The organism is Aggregatibacter kilianii (genome assembly GCF_003130255.1).
Taxonomy (GTDB): domain Bacteria; phylum Pseudomonadota; class Gammaproteobacteria; order Enterobacterales; family Pasteurellaceae; genus Aggregatibacter; species Aggregatibacter kilianii.
Window position 1 is genome coordinate 1,004,906 of the sequence record NZ_NRCN01000001.1, and the last position, 23,347, is coordinate 1,028,252.

At 44.2% G+C, this 23,347-nt stretch carries 19 protein-coding genes; 12 read left to right on the top strand and 7 right to left on the bottom strand.

Annotated elements, in window-relative coordinates:
- Positions 1-8: 8 nt before the first annotated feature.
- Positions 9-1,757: an ABC transporter ATP-binding protein/permease gene (locus DK428_RS04640; protein ID WP_109064903.1), complete on the top strand. Its 1,749-nt coding sequence runs from the start codon at positions 9-11 to the stop codon at positions 1,755-1,757.
- On the top strand, positions 1,750-3,408 hold the full coding sequence (cydC, locus tag DK428_RS04645; protein WP_109064904.1) for a thiol reductant ABC exporter subunit CydC: 1,659 nt from the start codon (positions 1,750-1,752) through the stop codon (positions 3,406-3,408). The genes DK428_RS04640 and cydC overlap by 8 nt, the downstream gene beginning before the upstream one ends.
- Before the next feature lie 284 nt (positions 3,409-3,692).
- On the opposite strand, the gene DK428_RS04650 is transcribed toward cydC, so the two are convergent.
- From DK428_RS04650 to DK428_RS04660, 3 genes are all read right to left on the bottom strand, one after another.
- On the bottom strand, positions 3,693-3,785 hold the full coding sequence (locus DK428_RS04650; RefSeq protein ID WP_005702403.1) for a methionine/alanine import family NSS transporter small subunit: 93 nt from the start codon (positions 3,783-3,785) through the stop codon (positions 3,693-3,695).
- A 1-nt stretch (position 3,786) separates the two neighbouring features.
- Positions 3,787-5,289 carry a sodium-dependent transporter gene (locus DK428_RS04655; RefSeq protein WP_109064905.1) on the bottom strand — a complete coding sequence of 501 codons (1,503 nt, stop codon included), beginning with the start codon at positions 5,287-5,289 and terminating at the stop codon, positions 3,787-3,789.
- Between the two features lie 319 nt (positions 5,290-5,608).
- The gene (locus tag DK428_RS04660) at positions 5,609-10,321 is read right to left on the bottom strand and encodes a YadA-like family protein (protein WP_109064906.1); all 4,713 of its coding nucleotides are present in this window, start codon (positions 10,319-10,321) and stop codon (positions 5,609-5,611) included.
- 172 nt (positions 10,322-10,493) lie between these two features.
- On the opposite strand from DK428_RS04660, the gene DK428_RS04665 reads away from it, so the two are divergent.
- Both DK428_RS04665 and DK428_RS04670 read left to right on the top strand, forming a co-directional pair.
- A complete protein-coding gene (locus tag DK428_RS04665) occupies positions 10,494-11,192 on the top strand; it encodes an rRNA large subunit pseudouridine synthase E (RefSeq protein ID WP_109064907.1) in 699 nt (232 codons plus the stop codon).
- 4 nt (positions 11,193-11,196) lie between these two features.
- Positions 11,197-11,913, top strand: coding sequence for an MgtC/SapB family protein (locus tag DK428_RS04670; RefSeq protein WP_065295939.1), 717 nt, complete (start codon positions 11,197-11,199; stop codon positions 11,911-11,913).
- Between the two features lie 117 nt (positions 11,914-12,030).
- Here the strand turns inward: DK428_RS04670 and DK428_RS04675 are convergent, their stop codons facing one another.
- The 4 genes from DK428_RS04675 to selA are packed head-to-tail and all read right to left on the bottom strand — an operon-like array spanning position 12,031 to position 17,389.
- On the bottom strand, positions 12,031-13,134 hold the full coding sequence (locus DK428_RS04675; protein WP_109064908.1) for an NADH-dependent flavin oxidoreductase: 1,104 nt from the start codon (positions 13,132-13,134) through the stop codon (positions 12,031-12,033).
- A gap of 47 nt (positions 13,135-13,181) precedes the next feature.
- A complete protein-coding gene (locus DK428_RS04680; protein ID WP_109064909.1) occupies positions 13,182-14,093 on the bottom strand; it encodes a DUF3298 domain-containing protein in 912 nt (303 codons plus the stop codon).
- Between the two features lie 45 nt (positions 14,094-14,138).
- Complete coding sequence (selB, locus tag DK428_RS04685; protein ID WP_109064910.1) at positions 14,139-15,998, bottom strand: selenocysteine-specific translation elongation factor; 1,860 nt, start codon at positions 15,996-15,998, stop codon at positions 14,139-14,141.
- Entirely contained in the window at positions 15,995-17,389 is a 1,395-nt protein-coding gene (gene selA, locus DK428_RS04690; RefSeq protein WP_109064911.1) for an L-seryl-tRNA(Sec) selenium transferase, read from the bottom strand. The genes selB and selA overlap by 4 nt, the downstream gene beginning before the upstream one ends.
- A gap of 152 nt (positions 17,390-17,541) precedes the next feature.
- Here selA and proS point away from each other — a divergent pair, with 152 nt between their 5' ends.
- The 8 genes from proS to mobB all read left to right on the top strand — a co-directional run bounded on the left by proS (position 17,542) and on the right by mobB (position 23,343).
- Positions 17,542-19,257 carry a proline--tRNA ligase gene (gene proS, locus DK428_RS04695; RefSeq protein ID WP_109064912.1) on the top strand — a complete coding sequence of 572 codons (1,716 nt, stop codon included), beginning with the start codon at positions 17,542-17,544 and terminating at the stop codon, positions 19,255-19,257.
- 63 nt (positions 19,258-19,320) lie between these two features.
- Complete coding sequence (locus tag DK428_RS04700) at positions 19,321-19,650, top strand: DMT family transporter (RefSeq protein WP_109064946.1); 330 nt, start codon at positions 19,321-19,323, stop codon at positions 19,648-19,650.
- A 40-nt stretch (positions 19,651-19,690) separates the two neighbouring features.
- Positions 19,691-19,945 carry an FAD assembly factor SdhE gene (locus DK428_RS04705; RefSeq protein WP_109064913.1) on the top strand — a complete coding sequence of 85 codons (255 nt, stop codon included), beginning with the start codon at positions 19,691-19,693 and terminating at the stop codon, positions 19,943-19,945.
- Positions 19,946-20,078: 133 nt separating this feature from the next.
- The gene (gene rpoE / locus DK428_RS04710) at positions 20,079-20,654 is read left to right on the top strand and encodes an RNA polymerase sigma factor RpoE (protein WP_005702388.1); all 576 of its coding nucleotides are present in this window, start codon (positions 20,079-20,081) and stop codon (positions 20,652-20,654) included.
- 41 nt (positions 20,655-20,695) lie between these two features.
- Positions 20,696-21,280 carry a sigma-E factor negative regulatory protein gene (locus DK428_RS04715; RefSeq protein WP_109064914.1) on the top strand — a complete coding sequence of 195 codons (585 nt, stop codon included), beginning with the start codon at positions 20,696-20,698 and terminating at the stop codon, positions 21,278-21,280.
- A 79-nt stretch (positions 21,281-21,359) separates the two neighbouring features.
- Positions 21,360-22,316, top strand: coding sequence for a sigma-E factor regulatory protein RseB (gene rseB / locus DK428_RS04720; protein ID WP_109090096.1), 957 nt, complete (start codon positions 21,360-21,362; stop codon positions 22,314-22,316).
- Between the two features lie 13 nt (positions 22,317-22,329).
- On the top strand, positions 22,330-22,767 hold the full coding sequence (locus DK428_RS04725) for a SoxR reducing system RseC family protein (protein ID WP_109064915.1): 438 nt from the start codon (positions 22,330-22,332) through the stop codon (positions 22,765-22,767).
- Between the two features lie 75 nt (positions 22,768-22,842).
- On the top strand, positions 22,843-23,343 hold the full coding sequence (gene mobB / locus DK428_RS04730) for a molybdopterin-guanine dinucleotide biosynthesis protein MobB (protein ID WP_109064916.1): 501 nt from the start codon (positions 22,843-22,845) through the stop codon (positions 23,341-23,343).
- Positions 23,344-23,347 lie beyond the last annotated feature (4 nt).

Sequence of the window (23,347 nt, forward strand, 5' to 3'; positions counted from 1 at the left end):
TAAACGTTATGATGATTGATAAACGGCTGATAAACACAGTCGAGGATAGCAAAAAATGGATTGCTATTAATGTGTTATGGAACTGGGTTGCCTTAATTGGCGGGATTATAAGTGCGGTGGTATTTGCCATTTGTTTGCAATGGGCGTTTGAGCGCACACTTACGCTACAAAGTGCGGTCATTTTTACCGTCGTTTTGGTTGCTTGTCTGGCGTTGCGTGCTTGGGCGGGAAAAATGGCGGTAAAAGCCTCCTATAAAGCGAGTACGCAAGTGAAACATAAATTGCGTACGCTGATTTATCAAAAATTATCTTCCATGCCGCTGAATCAGGTTAACCAACAATCTACCTCTTCCGTGATCCAAGTGGCATCTGAAGGCGTGGAACAACTGGAAATTTATTTTGGCCGTTATCTTCCACAGTTGTTTTACAGCCTGCTTGCGCCACTCACGCTGTTTGTTTTCCTGGTCTTTTTTAACGCACCGACCTCATTAATTCTTTTAGTTTGCGTGCCGTTAATTCCAATGTCCATCATTGCGGTAAATAAAATTGCGAAACGTTTATTGGCGAAATATTGGTCTATTTATGTGGGTTTAGGTAGTAGCTTTTTGGATAACCTACAAGGCTTGATTACCTTAAAAATCTATCAAGATGACGACTACAAAGCCAAACAAATGGATATCGAAGCGGAGAATTTCCGTACCATCACTATGAAAGTGCTGACCATGCAGCTGAACTCTGTTTCTTTAATGGATTTATTGGCTTACGGCGGTGCGGCACTAGGGATTTTGACGGCGCTTTTACAATATCAAGACGGCAATTTAAGCATTTTTGGTGTTATTTTGTTCATTTTACTTTCTTCCGAATTTTTCATTCCGTTACGCTTACTCGGTTCTTTCTTCCATGTGGCGATGAACGGCAAGGCGGCTTCAGAAAAAATCTTTACGCTGTTAGATACGCCGGTAGAAGAAAACAAAAGTGCGGTGGATTTTCCGGCTAAAAATGAAGTCAGCGTGCAAATTAAGGATTTACATTTTGCCTATTCTGCGGAAAAACCGGCCATTAACGGCTTAAACCTTAGTATTCAACCGAAGCAATTAACGGTTTTTGTGGGTAAAAGCGGCTGCGGTAAATCCACATTGGTTTCCTTGCTTATGGGCTTTTACCAAGCACAGCAAGGAGAAATTTTGTTTAACGGCGTTGATATTAAACAAATTAACCGTCATTCCTTATATCGTCATGTTTCGTTGGTGAGCCACAGCAGTTACATTTTCAAAGGCAGCCTCAGAGAAAATATGTTGATGGCATTGTCCGATGCTTCTGATGACGCTATTTATCAATGCTTAGAACAAGTGAATTTAGCAAATTTCGTCCGTGAAAACGGCGGGTTGGACATGATGTTATTAAGTCGCGGAACTAACTTGTCCGGCGGTCAAATTCAGCGTTTAGCGTTGGCGCGTGCCTTGTTGCACAATGCCGACTTATACGTTTTCGATGAAGCCACCAGTAACATCGACGTAGAAAGTGAAGAAATCATTCTGCAATTTATTCAACAGCTTAAACACGAAAAAACTATTGTCATGATTTCTCACCGTCTGGCGAATGCGGTGAATGCCGATCAAATTTATGTGTTACAAAGCGGTCACTTGGCAGAATCGGGCGATCATGCTTCTTTAATGGCTGAAAACGGAATTTATGCAGAAATGTTTAATCAACAAAAGAACTTAGAAAATATCAGAACGGGGGCAAATCATGCGTAAGAATGGATTTGTCGTTATGTGGCAGCTCATGAAATTGGTGACGCCGTTGGCACATATCATGAGTTTCACCATTATTATGGGTACCCTCGGTTTCCTCAGTGCTATTTTCATTATGGTGCTGGGTGCTATGGGTTTGTCGGAGTTGCTTAATTTCCACACCCACTTAAATTTATCGCAAATTTTGACCGCACTTATTGTGCTGGCGGTAGCGCGTGGCATTTTGCGTTATTTGGAACAAATGTCCGGCCATTACATCGCCTTCAAATTATTGGCGTTGTTGCGTGATAAAGTGTTCAGTGCATTACGTCGTTTGGCGTTTGTAAAATTGCAGGACAAACAATCCGGTCAATTGCTTTCTTTGGTCACCAACGACATTGAATTGTTGGAGGTGTTTTATGCGCATACCATCGCGCCGATCGCCATTGCCTTTTTAACTTCCGGGATTTTATTGGCGGTATTCGCGCATATTTCTTGGTGGTTTGTGTTGGTGGCATTTTTAGCGTATGTGGCCATCGGCATTATTTTGCCTATCGTTACCACCCAAATGGCGCGTGAAGATGGCCGCAAATACCGTGATTTAGTCGGCGAAATGAACGATTTCTTCCTCGACAGCATTCGTGGCATGAAAGAAATTCAACTTTTCGGCAACGAGGAAAAACGCTTACAGGAAATCCATCAACGCAGTGAAAAAATCGACCAAGCCTTTTTAAAAATCAAACAACAAGAAGGCAATGTGCGTTCGTTCACGGAAATCGCGGTGTCTTTCTTCAATATCGTGATTTTATTGGTGGGTTTGACGCTATTTGCTTACGATTACATTGATTTTGCCGGTTTGCTCATTGCTGTGATTTTATTGATGTCCAGTTACGGCCCGGTGATTGCTTTAAGTAACCTGTCCAACAACTTATTGCAAACCCTCGCCAGCGGCGAACGTGTGTTAGCGTTATTGGCAGAACAACCGGAATTAAAAGACGTAGAAAATGGCGTGAATATCACTGACGTGCAGCAAATTAACGTAGAAAACGTCAGCTTTGCTTATGCGGACGAACAAATTTTATCTGACGTGTATTTGCAGCTTAATAAAGGTGAAATTCTTGGTATTCATGGTCGTAGTGGTAGCGGAAAAAGTACGCTTTTGAAATTAATCATGCGTTTTTACGATCCACAACAAGGCCGTATTTGCATTAACGATACGGACTTAAAAAATATTAATACGGTGAATTTGCGCGACAATATTGCTTACATCACCCAACAAACCTATATTTTCAATGAAACGGTGTATGAAAATATTGTGTTGGCAAACCGCAAGGCAACGAAAGAGCAAGTGATTGAAGCGGCGAAAAAAGCCTCCATTCATGAATTTATCATGAGCTTGCCGGAAGGCTACGACACGAAAATCACTGAAATGGGGAACAACCTTTCCGACGGTGAAAAACAACGTATCGGCATTGCCCGCGCCTTCTTGCACAATGCGCCGATTATTTTGTTAGACGAACCGACCAGCAATCTGGACAGCTTAAACGAAGCCATGATTTTGCAATCCCTGCTAAACGTGAAAGCAGAAAAATTGATCATCCTGGTGAGCCATCGCGCCTCTACCATGGCGATTTGTGATCAGGTTATTCCTATCGCCAACGGACGGATGTCATAGTTAAGTCCCGTTGAGTATGAAAGTGCGGTGAGTTTTCCAAGAGTTTTTCGAAATGATGTAGCAGTTGTACAAAGCTGAAATTACGGTCACTGAGCTTGTCGAAGTGTAAGTAATTTCAGCTTCTCCTATACACAAAACGAATGCTTCGACAAGCTCAGCAAGCGTTTTGTGCATTTGCTACATAATACCGCGTATTTTTTTAAAACGTTTATAAAATCCACCGCACTTTTCCCACAAAAAATCCCATCAAACATTTGATGGGATTTTTGTTTTTGAAAGCTAAATTATTCTTTTGGTAATCTGATCACGGAAACCAATAATCCGCCCCAGATAATGATGAGCGCGATAGCCATCATGATAATTGCATTGGTTGACATCTTATTTTTCTCCTTGTGTTTGTGTGAGATTTTTCCACGGTAAACGGGAAAGTAAGAAACTGATGATCACTAAGCCGATCGCCATGCCCCAGCCGAAGGTGTTAACGAACCATTCAGGATAGCCTTCGTAGCCGTTTGCCAATACTTTAGTGGCTTCTTTGTAAAGCATGAACGCTAATACGCCGGTAGTGACTACAATGCAGGATTTCCAGATTACGCCGACTTTGAAAGAGCCGGTTTCGTTTAAGTGTTCACCAAGTTCTTTTAATCTGCCGGTAACGATAATGGAGAGTAAAGAGAAGAACGCTACGGCAACGATACCGAACATGTTGACGAAGTTGTCCATGGTATCAAGCATCGGCAAGCCGGCTGCCGTACCAAACAATAAGGTGGATGCGACCATCATTGGTAAACCAACCAAGAATGTTGCGTGTGCACGGCGTAAGCGTAATTTATCTTGTACCGCCGCAATGATAACTTCTAATACGGAAATGAAAGAGGTTAACCCGGCGAAAACTAAAGAACCGAAGAATAACACGCCCAATAATTGACCTAACGGCGCTTGGTTAATGATGGTTGGGAACGCAAAGAACGCTAAGCCGATACCGCCTTTGGCAACCTCGCTGACATCTTGTCCGTTCGCGACAGCGATGAACCCTAAGGCAGAGAATACGCCGATACCCGCTAAAACTTCAAAGCTACTATTAGCAAAGCCAACCACTAAGCCCGCGCCGGTTAAATCCGATTCTTTTTTTAAGTAAGAGGCATAAGTCAACATGATGCCAAAGCAAATGGAAAGCGAGAAGAAGATTTGACCGTATGCGGCAATCCAAACGCTTGGGTCGGCTAATTTTTCCCAGTTTGGTGAGAATAAGGCATCAAGACCTTTTTCTGCACCCGGTAAGAATAGGGAATACACCACCAAGGTGACGAACATGATCACCAAAATCGGCATAAAAATTATGGAAGAACGTGCTACACCTTTTTGTACACCAAGAGAGAGAATCAACAAGGTGATAATCCATACGGCAAGTAACGGACCGACAACTGTGTCAACGAAATCCAAGCTTAATGCCACCTCGCTTGCCATCTTAATGTGTTCGTGCAAGAAGAAATCTACCGGGTTGCTACCCCAAGCAGAACTGAAGGAATAATAAGCATAGCTCGCTGCCCAGCCAAGGATAACGGCATAGTAAAGACCGATAATCACATTGATCATCACTTGCCACCAACCGAAGGTTTCAAAGGCAGTTTTGAGTTTGCGATAAGCTAACGGTGGAGAGGCGCGGAATTTGTGGCCTAAAGCATAATCTAAAAAGACCAAAGGAATACCGGCAGTTAATAATGCCACAATGTAAGGCAGAATAAAGGCGCCGCCGCCGTTTTCATAAGTAACATAAGGGAAACGCCAAATGTTTCCCAAACCGACAGCCGAACCGATTGCCGCAAAAATAAAGGCTCTACGTCCGGAGAATGTTTCACGTTTATGTGTTGTTTGTGTCATCTGAACACCTGTTAAAAGTTAAAAAAATGTTAGGGAGCCAATATAAATCAATAAAAATACTAGTCAATAGAGATAAATCACTATTTATATAAAATTTACGTTATTTTTCAATACATAAAACATGTTTTATAGATTTTTATTCTGTTTTAATTGTCTTTTTTAGAATAAAAAGATATATTTTAATAAAAAGCCACTTAAACAAGCGGCAAAGTCAGTAAAATACCGAATAAAACGCTATAAAATAATTTTTTCGCACAAAAAGTAAAAGCCATTCAAATATTTCTATCTGAATGGCTTTTTATTAAAGTATTAAATCAAATTATTTCCATTGATAGCCAATGCCGGCACCTACGTTGAAATCACCTTGAGTCGTTGCTGCGCCGCTTACTTTGAATAACACTTTATTGTTGTCACTGGATTTTGAATAACCCACAGCTACGGCACTTTGTCCATTAAAGTTACCCACGCCGATACCCAAAAGGTTGGCGCCCGGTTGGGTCACTTGTGGGATGTTGGCCGCTGCAGTTGCTCCGGCAATACCACCGCGTAAGCGTTTGTCGGTTTTATGCAAATCTTTACGAACGCTGTCAACGGATCCTTGCATTTCGTTTAACTGTTTAACGTTTACTGCATCATTTGGATTTTTACCATCAGCGACATTGGTTACACGACGTTTAACCTGCTCATTACCTACAGAAACGGTATTTTCTTCTGTTGCCACAGAACCTTGACCTAATGCTACTGAGTTTTCTGCTTTGGCTTCGGCTCCTTGACCGATAGCAGTTGCGCGTTCTGCACTGGCTTTGGCTTTGCCACCAAATGCTGTTGCATTATTGCCCTCAGCTTTTGCTCCGGAACCAATCGCACTTGCATTGCTACCGTTAACACTTGATGCCACTGCATTGACATTACCATTATCATCAGTTGATTGAATAACACGTTTAATGCTATCAGCTTCATCTTTAGCTGTTTTCGCAGCTACCTTAGCTACAACCTCTGATTTTTTAGCATCATTTTTCGCAATAATTGCTTCTTCTTTCGCATTTATTGCACCAAGTTGAGCGCTTTCTGCTTTTGTTTGCGCAGTTTCTGCAGCTTTTTGTGCGACTTCGGAGCCTTTTTGTGCAGTAATGGCATTGTTTTTGGCTTTATCAGCTTCTTTAGCATTTTCAGCAGAGGCTATTTCAGCTGATTTAGCATTAGTTTCTGATTGTGCAGCTTTATTTTCAGAAGTTTTTGCGGCTTCTTTGGCTTCAATTGCCGTATCACGGGCTACTTCTGCATTGGATTTAGCGGTGACAGCTTCGTCTTTTGCGTTTAAGGCGTCGGTTTTGGCACTTTCTGCGGTTTGTGCAGATTGGGCAGCCGCGGTTTGGGCCTCTTTTGCTGCATCACGGGCGTTTTCGGCTTGGGTTTGTGCCTCAACCGCCCCTTCTTTAGCGCTCTCAGCCCCTTGTTTAGCCAGTTCGGCTTTGTCTGCTGCTTGGTTGGCGTTTTTGGCAGAAGTCGCGGCGTTTTGTTCGGATTGCGCTGCTGCCGCGGCAGAAGTTGCAGCGGCGTTTTTCGAGGTTTCCGCATCGTTTTTGGCTTGTTGAGCCGCCGTGTTGGCATTAACTGCGTCATTTTTCGCGTTTACTGCGTCAGTTTTGGCACTTTCCGCCGTTTGTGCAGATTGGGCAGCATCACGTTTGGCTTCTGCTGCTCGATCTGCATCGGTATTGGCTGCGGCGGCAGAGGCTGCTGCGGCATTTTTCGCAGCTTCAGCATCGGTTTTAGCTTGTTGTGCTGCGGTTTTGGCATTGACTGACTCATTTTTCGCGTCTACGGCATCGGCTTTGGCATTTTGCGCGGTTTGTGCAGACTGCGCGGCATCAGCTTTGGCTGCTTCGGCATCACGTTTGGCTTGCTCAGCGCGATCTGCATTCGTATTAGCTGCCACGGCAGAGGCTGCTGCGGCATTTTTCGCAGCTTCAGCATCGGTTTTGGCATTTTCCGCCGTTTGTGCAGATTGCGTCGCCTCGGTATTGGCTGCTTCGGCATCACGTTTAGCTTGCTCAGCGCGATCTGCATTCGTATTAGCTGCCACGGCAGAGGCTGCTGCCGCATTTTTCGCATCTAGTGCTTCATTTTTTGCATTATTGGCTAACGTTTGAGCCGTTTCGGCACCTTGCTGTGCGGCTTTTGCGGCACCTTCGGCAGTCTTCGCATTCGCTTCAGATTGTGCAGCTTTATTTTCAGAGGCTTTAGCGGCGTCTTTGGCTTCAACAGCCGCTGCTTGTGCAGTCACAGCCCCTTGTTTAGCCAGTTCGGCCTTGTCTGCTGCTTGGTTGGCGTTTTGTGCAGATTGAGCTGCCGCGGTTTGGGCCTCTTTTGCTACATCACGGGCGTTTTCGGCTTGGGTTTGTGCTGCTTCAGCCTCGGTTTTGGCTCGTTGCGCCGCGGTATTGGCATTAACTGCCTCATTTTTTGCGTCTACGGCATCGGCTTTGGCATTTTGCGCGTTTTGTGCAGACTGCGCGGCCTCGGTTTTGGCCGTTTCGGCACCTTGTTGTGCCGTTTTTGCTGCATCACGGGCGGTTTCAGCTGCCGTGTGGGCAACAACAGCGGCTGCTTGTGCGGTTTCGGCACCTTGCTGTGCGGTTTTTGCAGCACCTTCGGCAGTCTTCGCATTGGTTTCGGATTGTGCAGCTTGATTGGCAGAGGTTGCAGCGGCGTTTTTCGCGGTTTCCGCATCATTTTTGGCTTGTTGTGCCGCGGTATTGGCATTAACTGCGGCATTTTTTGCCGTTTCAGCATTTTGTGCAGATTGAGCAGCTGCCGTTTGGGCCTCTTTTGCTGTATCACGGGCGTTTTCAGCTTGGGTTTGTGCTTCAACAGCCGCTGCTTGTGCAGTCACAGCCCCTTGTTTAGCCAGTTCGGCTTTGCCTGCTGCTTGGTTGGCGTTTGTGGCAGATGTGGCGGCTGCATTTTTCGCAGCTTCTGCATCGGTTTTGGCTTGTTGCGCCGCCGTGTTGGCATTGACTGCCTCATTTTTTGCGTTTACGGCATCGGCTTTTGCTCTTTCGGCTAGGTTGGCTGAACCGGCTGCCGCTGAAGCAGCACTTTGTGCATCAGCTACGGATTGATTAATTTGAGTTAAGGCATCGGTTACTGTGTTTGCTGCGCTCGCGGCGTCAGAGATAGCTTTTTTAGAACTTTCGGATAAACCATAAATAACATTGCCTTTACCATCGGTGCTAACGGATAAATCATCGGTTGCGCCAAAGGTTAAAGAGTCATTTTTGTTAAGTGACCATTGACCTGCTTGGCCATTCGTTGTTGAGCCGACGGTCTTTCCATTTTCCACGGAAAATGTATAAGTGAGACCTTTTATTTTGGCCACATCGATTTCAGTATTTAATGCTTTGCCGAGAGCATTATCTGCAACTTGTTTAGCGGAATCCGCATTATTCTGGGCTGTTTCCGCTTGTGAAATAGCAGTATTTGCTTTTTCTAATGCTGCTGTTGCATTTGCATCGGCCTTATTTGCTGTAGTAACCGCATTGCCGGCATCTGTTTTTGCCTGAGTTGCGGTATCTTTTGCTTGAGCTGCTACTGAAGTGGCATCATTTGCAAGTGTTCTGGCTTGATCTGCAACGGTATTGGCTGCATCAGCGACATTTTTAGCCTGAGTTGCTGCTGCATTAGCTGCATTAGCGGTATTTTTTGCTTGAGTTGCTGCTGCATTAGCTGTATTGGCCGTATCTTTTGCCTGAGTTGCGGTATCTTTTGCTTGAGCTGCTACTGAAGTGGCATCATTTGCAAGTGTTCTGGCTTGATCTGCAACAGTATTGGCTGCATCAGCGACATTTTTAGCCTGAGTTGCTACTGCATTAGCTGTATTGGCCGTATCTTTCGCTTGATTCGCTACAGTTGAGGCATTATTTGCCACTGTTCGGGCTTGATCTGCAGTTGATTTGGCGGTATTCGCTGTGCTTTGAGCTTGCGTAGCAGTTGTTTTTGCTGCTTCAGCAACATTTTTTGCTTCTGTAGCAGTTGTTAATGCTGTGCTGATGTTGTTTCTGGTTGTTTGATCTAGTCCATAAGTGATACCTGCAGCAGTTCCGGAGACTTCTAAACCATTAGCTGCTTTGAAATCTAAAGTATTATTCGAATTATTTGCTCTAGCATTATCATTGTTTCGCATGGTTTTGACAGTTGTATTACCAACGGTAAATTTATATTCCGTATTGGCAATCTCATTAGTCGCTGTTGCAATATGATAAAGTTGTGAACCGTTGATGGCATCGGTAGAGTCTGCAGAAATTTTACCTGCTCCAACATTTTGAATTTGACGAATAGCGCCTTCTGTTCCACCACCAAAGGAAACAACCCCTTTGTTATTCTGTTGAACGCCGCTTGTTCCCACTTCGGCTTTACCAATTTTTAATGCTGTTAATGCATGTGCGGTTCCAGTTACAGAATTAGAACCAATGGCTACATCGTGTTGGTTTGTGGCTTCAGCTTTTACGCCGATGGCAGTACCACTATTTCCCGCCTTTGTGTGCGCACCAAGCGCCGTTCCGTATTCAGCGGACGCTACGGCGTCTGAACCAATAGCGGTTGTTTTGTTTCCGGTCGCGTTAGCATTTGCACCAATAGATACGGCGTTATTGCCTGACGCTCTCGCTGTTCCTCTTCCGACTTTTGCTCCAATCATAATAGCGCCATTACCGTCTGCAATGGTTCCATCACCAATAGCAAGTGCAGATGCTCCAGTTGCTTGTGCTCCTTTAGAGATCGCTAATTCACCACCATTTATGGCCATTGGAACACTACTGGCGCCACCAGGCGTTGCGGTCACCGCATAAGCGTTTCCTCCAACTTGAAGTAAACCCAATAATAAAACAGCAACGTTGAATAGTTTTTTAACAGTTTTGCTTTCTGTAACAGAGGCGTCTGAAGATGATTTTACGTTCGCTTTTGACAGCTCTGAGGTAACAACTAAAGATTGTGTATTACGGTTCCAAATTACTTTAAAAATTTTGTTCATTAAGGTGTTCCTGTGGTAGTGCAAGATCTAAATTAAGCACGGGTTTTTCCTATGCTTATTGCAATATTAAAACGACCGCATTCTACTAGAAAAAAAGTTTCAATTATTGCAATAAGTGTAAATTTTACGCAAAGTTTCTAAGCTGACGCTGATTCAGTGTTACTATTTGGTGATGAAAACGAAGTCTTCTCTTTTTTTTAATCGAAAAACGCGTGCCGGAGTGCCTAAAAGTGCGGTCAATTTTTCTCGCGTTTCTAAGCCGTCCAAGCCGAAAATTCCCTTTTCCGAAACAAAAGTGGTTCTTTTTAATAAACCGTTTGATGTGTTATGCCAGTTCACCGATGAGGCAGGACGCAGCACGTTAAAAGATTTTATTAATGTGGCGGGGGTTTACCCCATAGGCAGGTTGGATCGCGATAGTGAAGGGTTGCTGTTATTAACCAATAACGGCGACATTCAACATCGCTTGGCGGAACCCAAGTTTAAAATGGAAAAAACGTATTGGGTGCAAGTGGAAGGTGTGCCGGATGAAATCACTTTGGAACGGTTACGGCGCGGAGTAGAATTAAACGATGGCATGACGTTGCCTGCTAAAGTGCGGTTGATTTCCGAGCCGAATTTTCTGTGGCCGCGGATTCCGCCTATTCGAGAACGTAAAAATATTCCCACCGCGTGGCTGGAAATTAAAATTTATGAAGGACGCAATCGACAAGTTCGCCGCATGACGGCACATATCGGGTTTCCCACATTGCGTTTGATTCGTTATCAACAGGCGGGGTTTAGCCTGCAACATTTGGCGCCGAAAACTTACCGCACTTTAACACAAGATGAACTAAAACGACTTTATCAATCACTTGGATTAACCATTTAATATTATGAGTAACCTATCTGTTTTATTTGAAACCTTGGCGCGTGACAGCCATTTCTTTATTTTCGTTAAAATGACGTTTGCTATGGTGCTGGGTGGTATCATCGGCTTGGAGCGCGAACTAAAAGCCAAACCCGTAGGTGTAAAAACCTGCATGATTATTGCGGTGACCACTTGCGTACTCACCATTGTTTCCATTCAATCGGCTGAACATTATGCTCAAGTGTCGGAAAACATCCGCACCGATCCAATGCGTTTGGCGGCGCAAGTCATCAGCGGTATCGGTTTTCTTGGTGCCGGCGTGATTTTACGTAAGCACAACGACGCCATTTCCGGCTTGACCACCGCTGCTATTATTTGGGCGGCCGCCGGTATTGGGATTGCTTCCGGAGCAGGGTTTTATTTTGATGCCATTATCGCTACCGTCATGATCCTCATCGCTATTCGTCTTAGTCCTTATGTGCATCGTTGGGTTCGTCGCCGTGATAAGAAGAAAAAGACCAAAATTAATGCCACATTGACCTCGGCGGAGGCTGTTGGGCAGTTTGTACAACTGCTACATAGCAACAATCATTTTATTGAAAATATCAATATGAAAGATCAAGCTAACGGCGAAACCAAGCTCAGCATTCGTTGCGCCATCAGTGACAAAGGCACTATTCAGGAATTGTATTTATTGTTAAAAAATGACCCGAATGTGGTGAGTTTGGAGTTAGAAAGTTAAAGCATTTAAACTAAGAAAACTTGGGGGTTTTTGTGTAGGGGCGAATCGATATATCGCCCCTTTTGTTTTGCTGAGAACGGGAGAGACGGTCGCATAATACGACCGTCACCTACGATTTTACTTCTTCACCGGTGGCAAAAATGTCATTTCTTTCATGTTTAGGTCCCATAAATAATCCGGGAAGCGGTAGAACGCTTTGCGCTCGGGGTCAAGTGCGGTGGAAATTTCTTGCGTTTTTCCCGATTGAATTAATTCCACAATATTTGGATTTAACAACACCGTTTTGCCCACGGCGATAAACTCCGCCCAACCGGTGGCAAAAGCCTCTTCCATTTGCTCGGCGGTAATTAAATTACCGACGCCGATAAGTGGAAGTTTGCCATTAATGCGCTGGTGGATGAGCTCCATACGTGTTTTTTGGGTGTCGGCGCCACGGCGGGCAAGTTTGTAAAAATCCCATAGAGAAACATGCAAATATTGCAATGGCTTTTGCACCAAGGCGTCAATTAAGGCGAAGGTGTCTGTCATGGTGAGTCCGTCCTCTTCCGGCTCTTCCGGAGAGAAACGATAGCCAAGAATGAAATCGTCACGTTGATATTTTTCTTTCACTGCATTTGCCGCATCGATGACGGCGAGTGAAAAACGCAGGCGATTTTCAATGGAACCACCCCATTGGTCGGTGCGATGGTTGCTGTGACCGGAGACAAATTGTTGAATTAAATAGCCGTTAGCACCGTGAATTTCTACGCCGTCAAAGCCAGCCTGAATGGCTAACTCCGTCGCATTGGCAAAGGCATGAATCAATTTTTCAATTTCCGCTTCGGTTAATGCGCGCGCACCGGTAGCCTCGTCAGCGGATGGCGCCACTTTATCCAAGCCCTCTAACAATTCGCTCATGGCTAATTTGCCACCATGATGAATTTGTAAAATGGCTTTAGCGCCTTGAGATTTAATGTTTTGTGCGACGGATTTTAGACTGTCCAAATAGCGTTCATCTAAGGCGTAAGGCTGTCCGTTAAAAGCCTTGCCTTCCCGCGAAACTAAAGTCGCTGCGCTGATAAACATCGCAAAGCCCTCTGCGCGCCCTTGTAAGAAGGCATTTTCTTGTGCGCTAAAGGTACCATCCGGATTGGATCCAAAATGGGTCATGGGCGCCACAACCAAGCGGTTTTTGAGTTCAACGCCGTTATTTAAACGATAAGATTGAAAAAGTGCGGTCATTTTTTCTCCCGTTTTTGTAGATAGTGATGGTCCGATGGGATCCTCGATTAATTAACATCCATCATATACTGCGTTAAATTTTGAAATTGTGGGCTAAGCAATTTGTTTTCTTTAAGCTCCCACCAATAAACTGTCAGTTCTTTTTCCCCTTCCGCAAAACTGCCAATGGCATAAGGCGGATAAACGAAGGTAATACCGTCGTGCGAGAAGTAAAAGTCTTTTTCTACATAAAACTCTGATTTTGGCGTAAATGTTTCATTGTTGGACGCGTTGCTGTAAGTTTCCCACAAAAGTTCTTTTAATTTATCGTGCTGATCCGGATTGATGACATCATCAATATCCAACAAGGTTTTTTTCGTTAAATCAATGTTGAGGAATTGGGTAGAATACATGCCGTGGGCGCCACCGGAATAGCCGTAATAACCAATGGTGAACGTTGCGATATTTTCCCGTTGCCCAAGGTATTTCACGTTGAAATTGGTGGTCATGCCAATCAGTTTGTTCTCTTTCACCTCTTTGACGCTATCGGCATAAAGGGTTTGTAAGTAGTCAACAAGTTGTTGTTTATTCTCAATTTTAATTTGACCTTCTGTCGTGAACTGGCGGATTAACTCATTTATCAGTAAATCTGTCAACCAATCCATATTGGTTTTTATGGTTTTTACGCTGACTTTCGCCTCAGCGCTTTCTGGTGCGTAATCATCGGAGGATTCGGAAGGGGTCTTATCAAACTTGATGGTTTCGGATTTTTCAAACAATACCTCCGGTTCCACCCGAATCGTTTGGTTCTCCGCCAAATCCACCACTTGTTTTTGTAGCGTATCCACTTGTGTATTGAGTTGCTCAATCATCTGCGCTTGCTTTTGGGTTTGCTCAATGAGCGCGTTTTTTTCTTTATCGTCACAGGCGGTGAGAGTTAAGCTGCCGGCGATTAACGCGGCGATGAGTAATTTTTTCATGGAAACTCCTATGTGTTAAAAAACGTTGTCAAAAACGACCGCACTTTATAGATCAAACACGTCTGCATCGCGCAATACGTGAATATTGCCTTTGCGACGCAGAAAACCACAGCGGTCAAAATATTCCACCAGTTGTACGGTCATTTTGCGTCCGAATTGTAAGACGTCTCGCAATTCATTGACCGAAAAACCTTCTTTTCCGGCGACAAGCTGCTTGATTAAGCGAGCGGTGGCATAAATGTTCTCGGTCAGGAAGAAACGGTCTTTTACCACAGCGGTGAGATAGCCTAATTTACCGGCTTTATAGAGGAAGTTGCGCATGGCGCTTTCTTCCTGTCCTAATAAGCCCGCAAGATCACGCACCCACAATGCCTGTCCGTTATGTTGCTCAAATTGCTCAAGAACTTGCTGCCATAATGCACGTTCTTGTGCATTAAATTGAATTTTATGATCAGCGGTGTGTAGCCAGCCACGGGTTTGCTGTAGCTGATTTTCGGCTAATAATTCATCAATAAAATGATAAATCAGTTTTTCCGGCTGATTCAGTGCTGCAATGCGATACAAACGGGCTTTGCCTAAGCCGAGTTGGTCGGGGTGTTGTTCGTGATATTGCGCAAGTGCGGTCAATAATTTCGACGTTTGTTGCGTGCGATACTCGGCATTAAAGCACCAGCTTTGGAAGCGAATGTCGCCGTTTTTTTCAAGAATGTTGTTAAGTTGCGTGTCTGTCAGTTGTTCAATCCACATTAACTGTTCAGCTTCCACCGCATGATTTTGAAGATAAAGTGCGGTGCGTTTTTCGGCTGTTTCTGCTTGAATCAGTTGGCGTAAATAATCGAAACGGGCTTCTGTACGCTTATGGCGTTTCGGCGAATGGATTTCAATTACTTTTGCGCCACCAAGTACGGAGGTCGAGTTGCTGTTACGTAAGATGATTTTGTCACCATGCGCCAAAAACAACGGTTGTTCGAAAATTAGTTCTGCCAGCGCGTGTTGCTGAGGCGCGAGTTTTGGCTGTTGCAATAATGTCAGCTTGCCCGTGGTGTGTGAGGCGGCGTGATAAATATGCACCGGTTGGCTTTCGTTTAGTGGAATTTGGTTTTCTAGCCAAACGGTGACGCGATCTGTCGCTTTGGCAGGCGGTTGGGAGAACAACCAATCGCCGCGCTCAATTAACGTGCGGTCGAAATCCAAGTTAATATTTAACGCGAGGCGTTGCCCTGCCAAGCCTTCTGTGCTTTGTTCGTTTTGTGCGTGGATATTTTTCACCCGCACTTTTTGCCCATTGCTTAAATACAATTCGTCGTCAATGGCAACTTTGCCCGCAAATGCGGTGCCTGTCACCACTGTGCCGGCACCTTTAATGGTAAAAATACGGTCGATGGCATAACGGAACGGTTTTTGGGTGTCGGATAATTCCGGCAACTGCGCCAAATAATCGCGTAACGTTTCAATACCCTGACCGGTGGTGGCAGAGGTCACGAAGAATTTACTGTTCGCCAAGATGGCATATTGTTGGCGTAGCTGTTGTTCTAATGCGTCAATTTGTTGCGCATCGGCGCGGTCAGCTTTGGTGATCACCACCATGATTTCCTGCAATTGCAACAAGCTCAAAATGTTTAAGTGCTCGATGGTTTGCGCTTGCACGCCTTCGTCTGCGGCAACGATAAGCATGGCGTAATGAATGCCGCCCAAGCCCGCCAACATATTGGCAAGAAAACGTTCGTGCCCCGGTACGTCGATAAAGCCGAGGATTTGATCTTTTAACGGCAAATAGGCGTAGCCTAAATCAATGGTCATGCCGCGTTTTTTTTCTTCAGGTAAATGCGCCGTGTGCGTACCGGTGAGGGCTTGCAATAGCGCGGTTTTGCCGTGGTCAACGTGTCCGGATGTGACAATAATCATAGCGCCTCCAAGGTGTTGAGCAAGCGTTCGAGATTGGCCAAACTGCGTAAATCCAACCAAATTTTATCCCGTTCAATACGCCCAATGACCGGTTGCGGCAGCGCCAATAAACGGGCGAAAAGTGCGGTGGTTTTTGTCGGTGTTTTTTCTGCTGCCGGCGTAATGGTTACCGCGACTGACGGAATTCGTGCCAACGGTTGGGAGCCACTACCAACCTGCGCTTCGCTTGGTTCGATAGCAACAAGGTAGTCTGCATTTAAACGATTTTCCAACCGTACTTTCAGTTGTTCTGCTTGTGCTTGTAATTGGGCTACAGGCTGAGTGAGCAGATGAAGTGCGGTCAGTTTTTCGGTAATTTTTTCCGGTTGCAAATATAAACGTAAAGTGGCTTCCAGTCCGGCAAGGGTGACTTTGTCGCAACGTAGCACGCGTTTGAGCGGATGGGCTTGTAGCTGTTGAATCAATGCTTTTTTACCCACGATAATGCCCGCTTGCGGCCCGCCAAGCAGTTTGTCGCCGGAGAAGGAAATCAAATCCAGTCCCTGTTGCAATTTTTCTTGCACCGTCGGTTCTTCCGGCAAGTCAAATTGTTTCAAATCAATTAACGCACCGCTGCCTAAGTCCGTGATGACCGGAATGCTAAACTCTTTGCCTAATTCCGCCAGTTCTTGTTCATCAACAGAATGCGTGAAACCGCAAATTTGGTAGTTACTGCTGTGAACTTTCATTAAAAATGCAGTATTTTCGTTAATTGCGTTGCGATAATCTTTTAAATGGGTACGGTTGGTGGTGCCCACTTCCACCAGTTTGCAACCGGCCTGCGCCATAATGTCTGGAATGCGGAAAGCACCGCCGATTTCAATCAATTCACCACGGGAGATGATCACCTCTTTACCCTGCGCAAAAGTCGCCAGTATCAGCAAGACCGCCGCCGCATTGTTATTCACCACGCAGGCGGCTTCCGCGCCCGTCAGTTGCTGCAGTAAGTCGCTGATGTAATTGTCTCGATGACTGCGCTCGCCTGCCGCTAAATCATATTCCAGCGCCACATTGCCCTGCATGGCATCCAACGCTGCCTGCTGTGCCGCGGGTGACCATAAAGCACGCCCGAGATTGGTGTGCAATACCGTACCGGTTAAATTATGTACGCTCTTAATGTTCACCTGTTGTTGTAGCAATAATTGTTGGCGGATATGTTGAAAGGTGGCATCGGTCGTTTGCAAAAAGTGCGGTAGGTTTTCATGGTGTTTTATGTGTTCGCGTGCTTGTTGCAACAAGTCACGGCAAACATTAACGGTGGCGGTGTGGCCAAATTCTGCGATAAATTGCTCGCCTTGCGGGGTTTTGAGCAATTTGTCAACGGCGGGAAGGGCTTGATAAAGGGCTGACATGATGATTCCTTTTCTTTAGCTTAAATTGTCCGTGTCAATGCGCTGTTATGGCGTGCAAAAACTGATTTCTTTCTTGCTTTTGCTTGCGCATTAGATACACTATCGCCAATTTTTTTCTCAAGTTTCAAATTCTAAGAATTATAGGTAATTCAATGCGTACAAGTAAATATTTATTCTCCACCTTAAAGGAAACCCCGGCGGAAGCGGCGGTTGTCAGCCACCAATTAATGTTGCGTGCCGGCATGATTCGCCCTCTTGCGTCAGGTCTTTATAACTGGCTACCGACCGGTTTGCGCGTGCTGAAAAAAGTGGAAAATATTATTCGCGATGAAATGAATAAAAGCGGTGCCATCGAAGTAGAAATGCCGGTAGTGCAACCGGCGGAATTGTGGCAGGAATCCGGCCGTTGGGAGCAATATGGTCCGGAATTATTGCGTTTTGAAGATCGCGGCAACCGTAATTTTGTTTTAGGCCCGACTCACGAAGAAGTGATTACCGATTTAGTACGTCGTGAAGTGAGTTCTTATCGCCAACTTCCCCTGAATTTATATCAAATTCAAACCAAATTCCGCGATGAAGTGCGTCCGCGTTTCGGCGTGATGCGCGGTCGTGAGTTTTTGATGAAAGATGCCTATTCTTTCCATACATCAAAAGAAAGTTTGCAAGAAACCTATGATGTGATGTATCAAACTTATAGCAATATTTTCAGTCGCTTAGGTTTAGACTTCCGTGCGGTGCAGGCGGATACCGGTTCTATCGGCGGTAGCGCGTCTCATGAGTTCCAAGTATTAGCCAACAGTGGCGAAGATGATGTGATTTTTTCCACCGAGTCCGATTATGCGGCGAATATCGAACTTGCCGAAGCTGTGGCTGTAGGCGAGCGTGCCGCACCGACCAAAGCGATGGAATTGGTGGATACGCCAAATGCGAAAACTATCGCAGAATTGGTTGCGCAATTTAATTTGCCGATTGAGAAAACCGTTAAAACGCTGATTGTAAAAGGTGTAAATGAGGAACAACCATTAGTGGCGTTAATTATTCGCGGCGATCATGAATTAAACGAAGTCAAAGCGGAAAAACTGGCAGAAGTGGCTTCCCCGCTTGAGTTTGCCGATGAAGCGGCAATTAAAGCCAAAATTGGCGCGGGCGTAGGTTCACTTGGGCCGGTAAATTTAAACATTCCAGTGATCATTGACCGCAGTGTGGCGATCATGTCTGATTTCAGCGCAGGTGCCAATATAGACGGTAAACACTATTTCAACATTAACTGGGAACGCGATGTGGCATTGCCAAAAGTGGCTGATATTCGTAACGTTGTTGAAGGTGACCTAAGTCCGGATGGTAAAGGCACGTTATTAATTAAACGTGGTATTGAAGTGGGACACATTTTCCAATTGGGCGACAAATATTCCAAAGCGATGAACGCTACCGTCCAAGGCGAAGACGGCCGTCCGATGGTGTTGACCATGGGCTGTTACGGCATTGGCGTTACCCGCGTGGTGGCTGCCGCTATTGAACAACATCATGACGAGCGCGGCATCATTTGGCCTTGCGACGAAATGGCGCCGTTCACCGTGGCTATTGTCCCGATGAACATGCACAAATCGGAAAGCGTGCAAGAATTCGCTGAGGATTTATACCGCACTTTATTGGCGCAAGGTGTGGAAGTGATTTTTGATGACCGTAAAGAACGCCCTGGCGTGATGTTTGCCGATATGGAACTTATCGGTGTGCCGCACATGGTGGTGATTGGTGAGAAAAATTTAGCCAACGGCGAAATCGAATATAAAAATCGCCGCACGGGTGAAAAACAAATGATCGCCAAAGATCAGTTATTGGATTTCTTGAAGAGTCAGGTTAAGGCGTAATTGTTATAAAGTGCGGTTGGAATTTTAGTTGGATTTTCGACCGCACTTTTTATGTGTGAACTCATGAACCCTTGGATTCTTCTGGCTTTTTCCATTGCGTTGGAAATTGTTGCCACTAATTTATTGAAAGTCAGTGACGGTTTTACTAAGGTAATACCGACCGTTGCGTCGTTAACGCTTTATGCAATTTCCTTTTATTGTGTGTCTATCGTATTTCGGACGCTTTCCGTCGGCTTAGTGTATGCTATTTGGTCCGGTGTAGGGATTGTGTTGACGGCGGTGGTGGCTTATTTTGCATTTGGTCAGAAAATCGACACTGCCGGCTTAATTGGTATGGGATTGATTATTTTCGGTGTTTTGGTGATTAATTTATTTTCGCAAACGGGACACTAACTTATATAATCTGACCGATTTTTATTGATTGGAGATCAGAATGAAACATTATGATCCATTGCGTGTTGAGTGGGATTGTCGGCGTGGAATGCTAGAGTTAGATAAGGTGATTATGCCCTTTTACAAACAGCATTTTGAGCAGTTAAACGAGCATAAAAAAGCGATTTTTGTTCGCTTGCTGGCTTGTACCGATTTGCAGTTGTTTTCTTGGTTTTTTAATAACGGCAAAATTGATGATCCGGAACTGGCTGAAATGGTGGCAGAAATTCAACAAAAGTTAAACTTAACTCTTTGATTTTTAATGTTTGTAAATTTTATTTCATTTTCCCTTAATTTTATGAACTTTTTTTCATTCACTTCGTCTAACGCAGTACGAGAGCTTGCTGGCTTCGCAATGAAAGCCTGTTAGACGTGATATATGAGGTTATATGGCTGAACAGCTAACAGATCAGGCTTTGGTAGAGAGAGTGCAGCAAGGGGATAAGAAGGCCTTTAATTTATTAGTAATACGTTATCAAAATAAAGTGGCTGGATTACTTACTCGGTATATTTCACCGAATGATATTCCTGATGTTGTACAAGAATCATTTATAAAAGCATATCGTTCAATAGATTCTTTTCGTGGTGATAGCGCTTTCTACACTTGGCTGTATAGAATCGCGGTTAATACCGCAAAAAATTATTTAACTGCACAGGGGCGTCGCCCTCCAAATGAAGATATTTTGGCTGAAGATGCAGAATCCTATGATGTGGGAACAAATTTACGGGATGTGGATACTCCCGAAAATGAAATGTTATCCAATGAGTTGAAGAAGATAGTGTTTGATACCATCAAAGGTTTACAAGAAGATTTACGTACAGCCATTACACTACGTGAACTTGAAGGATTAAGTTACGAAGAGATCGCAGAGATAATGGATTGTCCGGTAGGTACAGTAAGATCGCGGATTTTCCGGGCGCGTGAAATAATTGAAAGCAAAGTCAAGCCACTTTTGCAGCGTTAATTGAAAACAGGAATACAACTACGGTTAGTCGGAGTATAAAAATGCAAAAAGAATTACTTTCAGCATACATTGATGGTGAAGAAGTGAGTAGCGAACTCACCGAACAATTATGCCAGGATACGGATTTGCAAGAAAGTTGGGCGAATTTCCATACAATTCGCGTTGTAATGCGTCAAGAAACTGATGTTTTCTTGGGGACGGACTTTGCAGCTAAGATGGAAAGTCTGATTGCTGAAGAAGAAATTCATGTGGCACAGCCAGTGGTTTCTCAGCCGTTGCCACAAGAGGTTGAAAAATCTCCATTTATGCAGAAACTTAAAGCTTGGTTTGTGCCTATGACACAAATCGCTGTGGCAGCAAGTGTGTGTTTAGTTGCGGTTTTAGGTGTTCAATCCTTTAACGCCAAGTCAGCTTCTCCGGCCTCTACAGATACGCCGGTATTGCAAACATTACCTTTTAACAATGGTGTACAAGAAGTGAGTTATAACGCACCTAGCAAAGATGTAATGACAGCCGAACAGCTTGAACAAAAAAATAAACGAATTGGTGCTATGTTGCAAAGTTATGAATTACAGCGTCGAGTTTATGCGGATTCCATAAATTTAGGACAAAACCACAATAAATGATATATACTTCGGTATGACTGTTTTTCGTAAAATTCACCACCATCTTTTGGTGGTGAATTTGTTTATTGAGAGTTTGCCAATGTTAAAAACATTTCTAAAAAACACCGCACTTTTCTTATTGTTGATCTGTTCATTTTCCTCTTTGGCGGAAGAAACACTCTCGCCAAAACAGCTTTTACAGGAGATGAAAAAAGCCTCTGATCAATTAAATTATGAATTTTCTTTCATTCAAACTACGCCTTCTAATATGGATTCTTTGCGTTATCGTCACTTTAAAGCAGATGGAAAAACCTATGCTCAGCTGGTGACGCTTGATGGTGCACAACAAGAAATTGTTCAGCGGGGTAATTTAATCAGCTACTTCCAGGCGAACTATCAGCCTTTTACCATTAATGGCGAAGGTATTATTGATAATTTGCCGCCATTGTTACTGAGTAATTTCAACGCACTGGAAAAATATTACGACTTTGTGTATATCGGCCGTAATCGTGTGGCAGATCGTGTTGTACAAACTATTCGAATTTTGCCGAAAGATGACTTTCGTTATCAATATTTAGCTTTTATTGATGAAGAAAACCATTTGTTGCTTCGTAGCGATATGTTGGATAGTGATGGTAATGTGTTAGATCAGTTCCGTGTGGTGAACTTATATATTGGTGATGGTTTGTCCGGTTTAGTTGAATATTTGAACCATGTTAATGTACCGCCATTACTTTTGGATAAAAAAGCTAATAAAACGCCTTCATTTAGTTGGCAGCCCGGTTGGTTGCCGAAAGGATTTAAGTTAGTTAATCGCAGCATTGAAACCGATTCAGGAGAGAAAATTGAATCACAACTTTATAGTGATGGTTTGTTTTCTTTCACCCTGTATGTTTCTACAAAAATTGCTGACACTGATAAACAAGATAACACTTGGCGTCAGGGTGCTTACACGATTTATAGCGAAAGTGTGGATAGCAAAGAAGTAACAATTATCGGTCAGGTGCCAATTTCCACAGCAAAACGTATAGTGCAGGATATTAAGTTAAGAAAATAGTAAGCAGGTTGCCATGTTGACAGAAAGTGCGGTGGTTATTGAATATGAATCCGGTCGGGCAAAAGTAAAATGCCAAGCTCGGAGTGCTTGCGGAACCTGCTCGGCAAAATCTGCGTGTGGCACGTCTGCTTTGTCAGAACTTGCGGGCACAGGTGCCCGAGGTGAACATATTTTTACCGTTGAAACCATCACACCGCTGAAAGTGGGACAACGGGTAGAAATCGGATTATCGGAACACTCGTTGATTAAATCTGCGTTGTTAGCGTATTGCGTGCCGTTATTTACCTTGTTGTTTAGCACATGGTTATTTGACGGGATGTTTGAGCACGAGTTAATCAGCGTTATTTTTATCTTTTTGGCGACCGCACTTTCATTTTTTGCGGTGCGTTGGTATGCCAAAAAACTTAATCATAAATCCACTTATCAACCCGTATTATTACGGGTTTTATAACCTCGGTAGCGGATTCCTTTTCCTGCTCAGGTTGGTATATAATCAGATCCATTCAACCCTCTCTAAGGATCATTTATGCTCCCCATGCTCGGCATTACCGGCCACAGTGGTAGTGGCAAAACCACATTATTAGAAAAGCTCTTACCTGCATTACAACAGCGAAATTTACGCCCTGCGGTCATTAAACATAGCCATCATAACGCACAAATTGACAAAGAAGGCAAGGATAGTTGGCGTATGAAAGAGGCGGGTGCGGCGCAAGTGATTATGACGTGCGATCAACGTTGGGCGTTGATGACAGAAACACCGCAAAGTGCGTCTCTAGCTTATTTGGCACAACAATTTGATGACTCGTTAACTGATTTTGTGTTGGTGGAAGGTTTTAAGCAGGAACCGATTGAGAAAATTCTGCTTCACCGCCGAGACATGACGAAGCCATTGCCTGTGATTGATGAGCATGTATTGGCAGTGGCAACCGATTATCCGTTAGACTGCGACAAACCAGTTTTAGATATAAATCATATCGACCAAGTTGCTGAGTTTATCGTGACTTGGTATCAACAAAAGTGCGGTTAAAATT

Bases quoted from the DNA above. Each gene is read 5' to 3' on its own strand.
- DK428_RS04640 (WP_109064903.1), top strand. From the start codon at position 9: ATGATGATTGATAAACGGCTGATAAACACAGTCGAGGATAGCAAAAAA.
- cydC (WP_109064904.1), top strand. From the start codon at position 1,750: ATGCGTAAGAATGGATTTGTCGTTATGTGGCAGCTCATGAAATTGGTG.
- DK428_RS04650 (WP_005702403.1), bottom strand. From the start codon at position 3,785: ATGTCAACCAATGCAATTATCATGATGGCTATCGCGCTCATCATTATC.
- DK428_RS04655 (WP_109064905.1), bottom strand. From the start codon at position 5,289: ATGACACAAACAACACATAAACGTGAAACATTCTCCGGACGTAGAGCC.
- DK428_RS04660 (WP_109064906.1), bottom strand. From the start codon at position 10,321: ATGAACAAAATTTTTAAAGTAATTTGGAACCGTAATACACAATCTTTA.
- DK428_RS04665 (WP_109064907.1), top strand. From the start codon at position 10,494: ATGAAAACGAAGTCTTCTCTTTTTTTTAATCGAAAAACGCGTGCCGGA.
- DK428_RS04670 (WP_065295939.1), top strand. From the start codon at position 11,197: ATGAGTAACCTATCTGTTTTATTTGAAACCTTGGCGCGTGACAGCCAT.
- DK428_RS04675 (WP_109064908.1), bottom strand. From the start codon at position 13,134: ATGACCGCACTTTTTCAATCTTATCGTTTAAATAACGGCGTTGAACTC.
- DK428_RS04680 (WP_109064909.1), bottom strand. From the start codon at position 14,093: ATGAAAAAATTACTCATCGCCGCGTTAATCGCCGGCAGCTTAACTCTC.
- selB (WP_109064910.1), bottom strand. From the start codon at position 15,998: ATGATTATTGTCACATCCGGACACGTTGACCACGGCAAAACCGCGCTA.
- selA (WP_109064911.1), bottom strand. From the start codon at position 17,389: ATGTCAGCCCTTTATCAAGCCCTTCCCGCCGTTGACAAATTGCTCAAA.
- proS (WP_109064912.1), top strand. From the start codon at position 17,542: ATGCGTACAAGTAAATATTTATTCTCCACCTTAAAGGAAACCCCGGCG.
- DK428_RS04700 (WP_109064946.1), top strand. From the start codon at position 19,321: ATGAACCCTTGGATTCTTCTGGCTTTTTCCATTGCGTTGGAAATTGTT.
- DK428_RS04705 (WP_109064913.1), top strand. From the start codon at position 19,691: ATGAAACATTATGATCCATTGCGTGTTGAGTGGGATTGTCGGCGTGGA.
- rpoE (WP_005702388.1), top strand. From the start codon at position 20,079: ATGGCTGAACAGCTAACAGATCAGGCTTTGGTAGAGAGAGTGCAGCAA.
- DK428_RS04715 (WP_109064914.1), top strand. From the start codon at position 20,696: ATGCAAAAAGAATTACTTTCAGCATACATTGATGGTGAAGAAGTGAGT.
- rseB (WP_109090096.1), top strand. From the start codon at position 21,360: ATGTTAAAAACATTTCTAAAAAACACCGCACTTTTCTTATTGTTGATC.
- DK428_RS04725 (WP_109064915.1), top strand. From the start codon at position 22,330: ATGTTGACAGAAAGTGCGGTGGTTATTGAATATGAATCCGGTCGGGCA.
- mobB (WP_109064916.1), top strand. From the start codon at position 22,843: ATGCTCCCCATGCTCGGCATTACCGGCCACAGTGGTAGTGGCAAAACC.